Annotated in this window: 7 protein-coding genes and 2 pseudogenes; 6 read left to right on the top strand and 3 right to left on the bottom strand. The window is 70.4% G+C overall.

Annotation, left to right across the window (positions count from 1 at the left end):
- The 4 genes and pseudogenes from VA603_RS06090 to VA603_RS06075 form a co-directional block, all read left to right on the top strand.
- A pseudogene (locus tag VA603_RS06090) lies at positions 1-219 on the top strand (potassium-transporting ATPase subunit B); the annotation flags it as partial.
- Positions 216-806 carry a potassium-transporting ATPase subunit KdpC gene (kdpC, locus tag VA603_RS06085; RefSeq protein ID WP_323438247.1) on the top strand — a complete coding sequence of 197 codons (591 nt, stop codon included), beginning with the start codon at positions 216-218 and terminating at the stop codon, positions 804-806. The pseudogene VA603_RS06090 and the gene kdpC, both read left to right, overlap by 4 nt.
- Before the next feature lie 36 nt (positions 807-842).
- On the top strand, positions 843-3,503 hold the full coding sequence (locus tag VA603_RS06080) for a sensor histidine kinase KdpD (protein ID WP_323438246.1): 2,661 nt from the start codon (positions 843-845) through the stop codon (positions 3,501-3,503).
- Entirely contained in the window at positions 3,496-4,203 is a 708-nt protein-coding gene (locus tag VA603_RS06075; protein WP_132862613.1) for a response regulator transcription factor, read from the top strand. The genes VA603_RS06080 and VA603_RS06075 overlap by 8 nt, the downstream gene beginning before the upstream one ends.
- Positions 4,204-4,298: 95 nt before the next feature.
- Here VA603_RS06075 and VA603_RS06070 read toward each other — a convergent pair whose 3' ends face one another.
- The 3 genes from VA603_RS06070 to coaBC are packed head-to-tail and all read right to left on the bottom strand — an operon-like array spanning position 4,299 to position 8,385.
- A complete protein-coding gene (locus VA603_RS06070; protein WP_323438245.1) occupies positions 4,299-6,647 on the bottom strand; it encodes a phosphomannomutase/phosphoglucomutase in 2,349 nt (782 codons plus the stop codon).
- Positions 6,648-6,661: 14 nt separating this feature from the next.
- Complete coding sequence (dut, locus tag VA603_RS06065; RefSeq protein ID WP_132862611.1) at positions 6,662-7,135, bottom strand: dUTP diphosphatase; 474 nt, start codon at positions 7,133-7,135, stop codon at positions 6,662-6,664.
- Positions 7,132-8,385 (bottom strand): bifunctional phosphopantothenoylcysteine decarboxylase/phosphopantothenate--cysteine ligase CoaBC, encoded by a 1,254-nt coding sequence (gene coaBC / locus VA603_RS06060; protein WP_323438244.1) that lies wholly within the window; start codon positions 8,383-8,385, stop codon positions 7,132-7,134. Before coaBC ends, dut begins: the two co-directional genes overlap by 4 nt.
- A gap of 96 nt (positions 8,386-8,481) precedes the next feature.
- On the opposite strand from coaBC, the gene radC reads away from it, so the two are divergent.
- Entirely contained in the window at positions 8,482-9,156 is a 675-nt protein-coding gene (gene radC / locus VA603_RS06055; protein WP_323438243.1) for a RadC family protein, read from the top strand.
- Between the two features lie 112 nt (positions 9,157-9,268).
- Positions 9,269-9,606, top strand: a pseudogene (argS, locus tag VA603_RS06050) (arginine--tRNA ligase); the annotation flags it as partial.

Genomic DNA, 9,606 nt, shown 5'->3' with positions numbered 1-9,606 from the left:
TCCAGCCCGCGCAACGCGGTGCTGGCCGCGCTGATCTTCAACGCGCTGGTGATCCCGGCGTTGATCCCGCTGGCGCTGCGCGGGGTGCGCTTCCGCCCGGCCACCGCCACCGCGCTGCTGCGCCGGAACATGCTGGTGTACGGGCTGGGCGGCGTGCTGCTTCCCTTTGCGGCCATCAAGGCCATCGACCTTCTTCTTGCCATGGTGTTCGGCGCATGAAATCCACGACTTCCGCTTCCCTCTGGCGCCCGGCCATCGGCCTGTCGCTGTTCGGCCTGATCGGCACCGGGCTGGTCTATGCCATCGTCGCCACCGGCATCGCCGGCGTGCTGTTCCCCGCCCAGGCCGATGGCAGCCTGCTGCGTGATGGCGATGGCACGGTGCGCGCTTCGTTGCTGGTCGCGCAGCCGTTCAAGGGCGATGGCTACTTCCAGGCACGTCCATCGGCGGCCAACTACGATCCGATGGCCGCTGCCGGCAGCAACCTGGCGCGCAGCAACCCGGACCTGGCCAAACGCGTGGCGGATGCCACCGCCGCCATCGCGACCCGCGAGAACATCGACCCGGCGAAGGTGCCGGGTGAACTGGCCACCCAGTCCGGCAGCGGCCTGGACCCGGAGCTGTCGCCGGCCGCCGTGCAGGTGCAGGTGGCCCGCGTCGCACGGGCACGCGGCTGGCCGGTCGAACGCGTGCAGGCAGTGGTGGAGGCGCAGGTGCAGGGCCGTCAATGGGGCGTGTTTGGCCAACCACGGATCAACGTGGTCGCGCTCAACCGCAGGCTGGACGAGGCCATGCATGCCCCGTGATGCATGCGCGACCGGCAACGGCGCACAATCGCGGCCATGAACGACACCCGCAGCCGCCAGGCCGACGCCCTGGTGGAAGGCCTGCAACGCGATGCCGGCGGCAAGCTGACGGTCTTCCTCGGCGCCGCCCCCGGCGTCGGCAAGACCTTCCGCATGCTCTCCCGCGCCCAGGAACAACTGCGGCGCGGCGTCGACGTAGCCGTGGGGCTGGTCGAGACGCACGGCCGCGGCGATACCGCCGCGCTGCTGGACGGCCTGCCGGTCATCCCGCTGCAGCAGGTGGACTACCACGGCCATCGGTTGCAGGAGATGGACCTGGACGCGGTGCTGACCCGGCACCCGGCGCTGGTGCTGGTCGACGAGCTGGCCCACCGCAACGCCCCCGGCAGCCGCCACGAGCGGCGCTGGCAGGATGTGATGGAGCTGCTCGACGCCGGCATCGACGTCTGGACCACCCTCAACATCCAGCACCTGGAAAGCCTCAACGACGTGGTGATGCGCATCACCGGCGTGCGCGTCAGCGAGACCGTGCCGGACGGGGTATTCGACCGCCTGCACGACATCGTGCTGGTCGATCTGCCGCCGCGCGAGCTGATCGAGCGCCTGCAGCAGGGCAAGGTCTACGTGCCCGAACAGGCCGCGCAGGCGCTGCAGGCGTTCTTCTCGCCGGCCAACCTCACCGCGCTGCGCGAACTGGCGATGCAGGAGGCCGCCGACCGCGTGGACAGCAGCCTGCGCGAGACCCGCGCCGCGCGTGGCGAAGGCAACCTGCCGCTGCGGCGACGGGTACTGGTGGCCATCGACGGTGGCGGCCAGAGCGAATACCTGGTGCGCGTCGCGCGGCGCATCGCCGAGCGCCGCGATGCGCCGTGGACGGTGGTGACCGTGCAGCACCGGCGCCAGGACGAAGCCACCGGCCGCGAGATCGATGCCGCCTTCGCGCTGGCGCGCCGCCTTGGCGGCGAAGCCGAACTGCTGCACGGGCCCGGCATCGCCGACGCACTGCTGGACTACGCCGCGCACAACGCGGTGTCCTCGCTGGTGCTGGGCCGCACCCGCGAACGACCGCTGGCGCGGCTGTTCAACCAGACCCTGACCCAACAGCTGATCCAACGCGGCGCGCATTACGAGATCACCATCATCAGCACCCCGCAGGCCCGCGCCCGCGCACGCCGGGTGGGGCTGTCGCTGGATACCGGAAGCTGGGCCAAGGACGCCGGGCTGGCGGTGCTGGCCACTGCCGTGGCCTGCATCGCGGCGTGGCTGGGCGAACGCTGGATCGGCCTGAGCGACCTGGCGATGGTGTTCATCGTCGCGGTGGTGCTGGTCGCCGCACGCACGCGCATGAGCGCGGCGGTACTGGCCGCGACGCTGTGCTTCCTGGCCTACAACTTCTTCTTCATCGCCCCGCGCTTCACCTTCGCCATCAGTGCACGCCAGGGCGTGATCACCGTGTTCCTGTTCCTGGCCGCGGCGCTGGTCGCCGGCCGCCTGGCCTCGCGGCTGCGCATGCAGGTGGTGGCACTGCGCGCGGCCAACCGCCACGCCACGCTGCGCCAGGCGCTGGGCCGGCAGCTGGCCGGTGCCGCCGACAACGCGCAGGTCGCGCACGCCGGGCGCGCTGCGCTGGAACAGGCACTGGATGCGCCGGCCTGGGTGCGGTTGGCTGGCGATACCAGCACCAGCGGCAGTGCCGCGCCCGGCGACACCGACCTGGCCGCGGCCGAATGGGCGCTGCGGCATGGCCAGCCGGCCGGCCGCTACACCGACACGCTGGCCGGCGCCGACTGGTGGTTCCTGCCGCTGCTCGACGGCGAAGGCCGGGCCATCGGCGTGGCCGGCCTGCAGTTCGGCCGGCAGCACCCACGCCTGGCACCGGAACAACGGCAGCTGGCCGAGGCCATGGCCGACGACATCGCCCAGGCCGCGCTGCGCACCCAACTGGTCACCGAGCTGGAAACCGCCCACCTGCACAACGAGACCGAACGCCTGCGCTCGGCGCTGCTGTCCTCCGTGTCGCACGACCTGCGCTCGCCGCTGGCGGCCATGATCGGTTCGGCCGACAGCCTGTCCAACTACGCCGAGGCCATGGATGCGGTCGATCGCCGTGCGTTGCTCGACACCATCGTGGTCGAGGGCGAGCGCCTGGACCGCTACATCCAGAACCTGCTGGACATGACCCGGCTCGGCCACGACGGGCTGAAGCTCAACCGCGACTGGATCGGCGTGGACGAACTGATCGGCTCGGCGGCGCGGCGCCTGCAGCGCTACCAGCCCGAGGTGCGGCTCAGCCTGGATATCCCGGCCGACCTTGCACCGATCTGGGTGCATCCGGCGCTGGTCGAGCAGGCGGTGTTCAACGTGATGGAGAACGCCGCCAAGTTCTCCCCGCCCGGCGTTCCCGTGCAGGTGCGTGCACGCCAGCAGGACAGCACGCTGCGCATCGAGGTGATCGACGAAGGCCCGGGCATCCCCGATGCCGAGCGCACGCGCATCTTCGACATGTTCTACAGCGTGGAACGCGGTGACCGCGGCCGCCAGGGCACCGGCCTGGGCCTGACCATCTGCCAGGGCATGATCGGCGCGCATGGCGGCCAGGTCGAGGCGCTGCCGGGGCGCGACGGACGCGGTACGCTGGTGCACATGACCCTGCCCCTGCTCACCCCGCAACCGGACCCCGCGCCCGACAATGGCTGAAGCTCCCGCCATTCCGCCGGCACGCGTGCTGGTGATCGACGATGAAGTGCAGATCCGCCGCTTCCTCGACATCTCGCTGCGCGCCCAGGGCTACGCGGTCAGCCAGGCCGCCACCGGCAGCGAGGGCCTGCAGCAACTGACCAACGAAGGCGCCGACCTGGTGGTGCTGGACATCGGCCTGCCCGACATGGAGGGCCACGACGTGCTGGCCGAACTGCGGCAGTGGAGCCAGGTGCCGGTGATCATGCTCAGCGTGCGCGCCGGCGAGGCCGAGAAGGTACGGGCGCTGGACAACGGTGCCAACGACTACGTCACCAAGCCGTTCGGCACGCAGGAGCTGATGGCGCGCGTGCGCGCCCTGCTGCGCAGCCGCAGCACCGACAGCGAAGGCCAGGTGCCGGTGTTCGACGATGGCCACCTGCACATCGACCTGGCGCGCCGCGAGGTGCGCATCGACGGCGAAGCGGTGGCGTTGACGCGCAAGGAGTACGCGCTGCTGGCGCTGCTGTTGCGCAACAGCGGGCGGGTGGTGACGCAGCCGCAGATCCTGCAGGAAATCTGGGGCCCGACTCACAAGCACGACACGCATTACCTGCGCATTCTGGTCGGCCGCCTGCGCCACAAGCTGGGCGACTCGGCGTTGCAGTCGCGTTACCTGTTCACCGAACCGGGCGTGGGCCTGCGCTTCGGCGGCGCGTGAGCCGCCGCCGGCAGGAGCGCCCTCGGGCGCTCCTGCAAACGCGAAGGCCGCCCGCACAGCGCGCGGACGGCCTTCGTGGCGACACACCAGTCCGGTCAGAAACCCAGTTCGGTGCCTTCCGGCAGGATCTGCTGCAACTGCGTGCGGAACACGCCCTTGATCCGCTCCAGCGCCGCCTCACTGTCGCCTTCGAAGCGCAGCACCAGCACCGGCGTGGTATTGGAAGCACGCACCAGGCCCCAGCCATCGTTGAAGTCGGCACGCAGGCCGTCGATGGTGGACAACCGCGCACCGGCGAACGGGGATTCCTCCAGCTGCGCGGCAGCGACGAACAGCGCCACCTGCGCATGCTGGGTGCCCTCTTCCACCGGTACCTTCAGCTCCGGGGTGGAGATCGCATCCGGCAGCTCGGCGAACACCTCCTCCGGCGATTCCTCGCGCTGGGCCAGGATCTCCAGCAGGCGCGCGGCCGAGTACAGGCCGTCATCAAAACCGTACCAGCGCTCCTTGAAGAAGAAGTGGCCGCTCATCTCGCCGGCCAGCTCGGCATCGGTCTGCCGCATCTTCGCCTTCATCAGCGAATGCCCGGTCTTCCACATCATCGGGCTGCCGCCGTTGCGCAGGATGCAGTCGGCCAGCTTGCCGGTGCACTTGACGTCGTACAGCACCATCGCGCCGGGGTTGCGCATCAGCACGTCGGCGGCGAACAGCATCAGCAGGCGGTCGGCGAAGATCACCTTGCCTTCGCGGGTGACCACGCCCAGGCGGTCGCCGTCGCCGTCGAAGGCCACGCCGAGGTCCGCGTCGAAACGCTTGACCATCTGCACCAGGTCCTCGAGGTTGTGCGGGTCGCTCGGATCGGGGTGGTGGTTGGGGAAGGTGCCATCCACGTCGCAGTACAACGGGATGACCTCGGCGCCAATGGCCTCCAGCAGCTGCGGGGCGACCGCACCGGCCACGCCGTTGCCGGCGTCGGCCACCACCTTGAGCGGGCGGTCCAGCTGCACGTCATCGGCGATGCGCTGCACGTAATCGTTGATGACCTCGCGCTCGGATAGGTTGCCCGGCGCATCGGCACGCTTGAGCTGGCCTTCCTGGATGCGCGTGTACAGCGCGGTGATCGCGTCACCGGACAGGGTTTCCCCGCCGATGACGATCTTGAAGCCGTTGTAGTCCGGCGGGTTGTGGCTGCCGGTCACCGCCACGCAGCTGCCCGCGCGCAGGTGGTAGCTGGCGAAGTAGACCACCGGCGTCGGTGCCATGCCGATGTCGATGACATCGCAGCCGGCGCGGCGCAGGCCCTCGATCAGGCCATCGGCCAGCTCCGGCCCGGACAGGCGGCCATCGCGGCCCACCACCACCTCACGCAGGCCCTGGGCCTGCATTTCGCTGCCGATGGCCTGGCCGATCAGGGTGGCGACGTTGCCGGTCAGCTCGGTGCCGACCACGCCACGGATGTCGTAGGCACGGAAGATGCCCGGCACCACCGCCTCGGCGCCCGGTTCCGGACGCGCCGGCGCGTCCTCGCCGGCGGCGCGCGCGGAGGTGGCTGCGGCCACCGGCAGGGGTTCCTGCTCCAGCGCCTGCTGCAGGGTCATCGTGTTGTCGTCGACCACTTCGGTGGTGCGGCGCAGGGCCGGCAGCTTCAGGCGCTTGCGCCCCACCAGCATCAGCACGGCCAGCGCCAGCAGCAGCACCGCCACCACCGCGCAGGCGACCATGCCCAGCCCCATCGGGCCTTCACCGATGTCCGGCAGTTCGGCCACCACGCGCAGGCCGGTCTCGCCCACCGGGCGGGCCAGTGCATCGGCACCACCACCCAGCCCGGTGTTGCCCTTGGCGACGATGGTGAAGCCGCCCTGGCGCAGGCCGAGGAAGGCACTGCCCGGCGCGTCGATCGTGTCGAAGACCGAGGTCAGGCGGTTCAACGGCTGGCGGATGTACACCACCGCCTCGCGCTCGCCCAGCCGCACCGGTGCGGCCAGGCCCAACCGCGGCGCACCGCCGTCGCGCACCACGCGCGCCACCGGCTTGCCTTCGGCCAGGGCCAGTTCCAGCAGCGACAGCCGTGCATAGCCGAAGGCTGCCGGATCGGCGTAGGCCTCCATCAGGGTCGAATCCAGCACCACGGCGTCTTCGACGCCGTTCCACTTGTCGCGGATGGCCAGCGCGCTGGCCTGGGCGTCGCCGCCGGCCAGGGCGGCCTTCACCGGTTCCAGCTGCAGCTGGCTGGCGAACTGCCGGGTCTGCCCGTCCAGCGCCTTCTGTACGCCCGCCACCGCCTGGTCACGCGACTGCTCCAGCGCCGTGCCGGTATCGGATTGCAGCCACTGGTTCACCGCGCTCCAGCCGAACAGGCCGGCCAACAGCAGCACCAGCACCGCAAGCAGCGGTGTTGAACGGCCCAGCGCGATGCGCGGGCGCCCTTCTTTCCCTTGGCTCATCGTGTTTTCCCCTGTCAGCGCACCCCGGTGTGGCCGAATCCACCCGCTCCACGTGCGCTGTCGATGAAAGTATCCACTACCTGCAGGCTCACGCGTGCAATCGGCATCACCACCAGCTGCGCGATGCGGTCGCCGGGCTCGATGGTGAAGGCTTCGCGGCCGCGGTTCCACACGCTGATCAGCAGCGGGCCCTGGTAGTCGGCATCAATCAGCCCGGTACCGTTGCCCAGCACGATGCCGTGGCGGTGGCCCAGCCCGGAGCGCGGCAGCACCACCGCGCACAGGCCCGGGTCGGCGATGTGGATGGCGATGCCGCTGGGCAGCAGCGCCGCGTCACCCGGTGCCAGCGCCAGCGGCGCCTCGATGGCCGCGCGCAGGTCCATGCCGGCGCTGGCTTCGGTGGCGTAGGCCGGCAACGGCCATGCATCGCCGAAACGGGGGTCCAGCAGCTTTACCTGCAGGGGCTGCAATGCGTTGGGGTTGCTCATGCGTCCAGTCTCTCCGCGATCAGGTCCAGCAGTTGTTCTGCCAGTTGGGTCTTGGCGGTGCCGGGGAACTCGCGCTGGCCACCGTTCCAGTAGGCGGTGGCCGCGTTCTGGTCACTCTCGAAGCCACCGCCGGCGACGCCGACCTGGTTGGCGATGATCAGGTCCAGGTGCTTGTCGGCCAGCTTGCCACGGGCGTATTTCTCCACGTCGTGGGTTTCGGCGGCAAACCCGACCACCAGCTTCAGCGCCTGCTCCTGCGCGGCCACTTCGGCCAGGATGTCGGCGGTGCGGACCAGCTCCAGCACCAGGGTCTGGCTGCCGGCGGTCTTCTTCAGTTTCTGCGGCGACACCTGGCGCGGGGTGTAGTCGGCCACCGCGGCGGCGCCGATGTAGATATCCGCCGGCAACGCCGACAGCACCGCCTCGCGCATCTGCGCGGCCGAACGCACGTCGATGCGCTCCACGCCGGCCGGCGTGGGCAGCTGCACCGGGCCGCTGACCAGCACCACCTGCGCGCCCTGGCGGGCGGCCGCGGCGGCCAGCGCATAGCCCATCTTGCCGCTGGAGCGGTTGCCGACATAGCGCACCGGGTCCAGGTCTTCATAGGTCGGGCCGGCGCTGATCAGCACCCGGATCCCGTTCAGGCGGCCGGGCACGGCCGCCGCCGGTGCGGCCAGGTTGGCCGCCAGCGCGCTGACGATGGCCTGCGCCTCGCTCAGGCGGCCCGGTCCGGATTCGCCCTCGGCGAGCGGGCCGTCTTCCGGACCGATCACCTGCACGCCGCGCGCGCGCAGCAGGCTGATGTTGGCCTGCGTGGCCAGGTGCAGCCACATGCGGTGGTTCATCGCCGGGCAGACCGTCAGCGGCGCGGTGGTGGCCAGGCACAGCGTGGTCACCAGGTCATCGGCGTTGCCATGCGCCAGCCGCGCCAGCAGGTCGGCGGTGGCCGGCGCGATCACGATGCGGTCTGCCCAGCGCGCCAGTTCGATATGGCCCATGGCCTGCTCGGCCGCGCTGTCCCACAGCGTGGTGCGGGTGGGATGGCCGGACAACGCCTGGAAACTCAGCGGGGTGACGAACTGCTGCGCCCCGGCGGTCATGGCCACCTGCACGGTGGCCCCGGCGTCACGCAGGCGGCGCACCAGTTCCAATGATTTGTAGGCGGCGATGCCGCCACCGACGCACAACAGCAGCTTCTGTCCTTCCAGCGGCCGCAAGGACGCCGGGGTACTCGGGGAAACGCTGGTCACGAGTGGAAATTCCTAGCTGCACAAGAACGATTAGCTTAACCGAAGGGTATCTCCGGGCCGATCCACCTTTTGCTCATCAACACCCAACCTGCCGGCATGCACATTCGTGACTGGCCACGCGCCGAACGCCCCCGCGAGAAGCTGCTGGCACGCGGTGCCGGCGCGCTGTCCGATGCCGAACTGCTGGCCATTTTCCTGGGCTCCGGGTTGCCTGGCCGTGATGCGGTGCAGACCGCGCGCGAACTGCTGCAGGCGCAGGGCTCGCTGCGGGCCCTGCTGGACCGTGAACCGGCCGCGCTGGCACGCCTGCGCGGGCTCGGCCCGGCCCGCGCCTGCAAGCTGAATGCCGCGCTGGAACTGGGCCGCCGCCACCTGGCGACGGCGCTGGAGCGCGGCACGCTGCTCAGCGACCCCGACGCGGCCGGCCGCTACTTCGCCCAGCGCCTGCGCCACCATACGCAGGAGGTGTTTGCCGCATTGTTCCTGGACACCCGGCACCGGGCGCTGGCCTTCGAGGAGCTGTTCAGCGGCACCCTCGACAGCGCCCAAGTCCATCCGCGCGAGCTGGTCCGGCGGGCCCTGGCCCACAACGCCGCGGCGGTGATCGTCGGCCACAACCACCCCTCCGGCGACCCCGAGCCCTCGGCGGCCGACCGCGCCCTCACCCGGTGCCTGCGACAGGCGCTGGCGCTGGTGGAGGTGCGCCTGCTGGACCATTTCGTGGTCGGTGACGGCCCGCCGGTGTCATTGGCCGCGCGTGGCTGGGTGTGAAGCCCGTCAACGCGGTTTTGACAATCCTGACCCCCACCTGCGGCGATCCGGGGGCGGTTGACCCACAGGTCGGGTAAAATGGCCAGTTCCGCGCTTCAAGCAGATAGTCCACGTGAAACCCCAACTCCGCGCCCTCATCGGCCAAGGCATCGAAGCCTTGCGCGCCAACGGCACCCTGCCTGCCGACACCCTGCCGCCGGAATTCGTGGTCGAGCGACCCAAGACCCGCGAACACGGCGATTTCGCCACCAATGCCGCGATGCTGCTGGCCAAGGCCGCGCGCAGCAACCCGCGCACACTGGCCCAGGCGCTGGTCGAGGCCATGCCCGCCAGCGATGACATCGCCAAGGTCGAGATCGCCGGCCCGGGCTTCATCAACTTCAAGCTCGCGCCGGTGGCTTACCAGCGCGAAGTGGTCAGCGTGCTCAAGGAAGGCGCCGACTACGGCCG

It is taken from the genome of Stenotrophomonas capsici (assembly GCF_034961085.1).
Taxonomy (GTDB): Bacteria; Pseudomonadota; Gammaproteobacteria; order Xanthomonadales; family Xanthomonadaceae; genus Stenotrophomonas; species Stenotrophomonas capsici.
The sequence above is the reverse complement of the archived record's forward strand: the minus strand, read 5'-3'. Positions and strand labels throughout refer to the sequence as shown.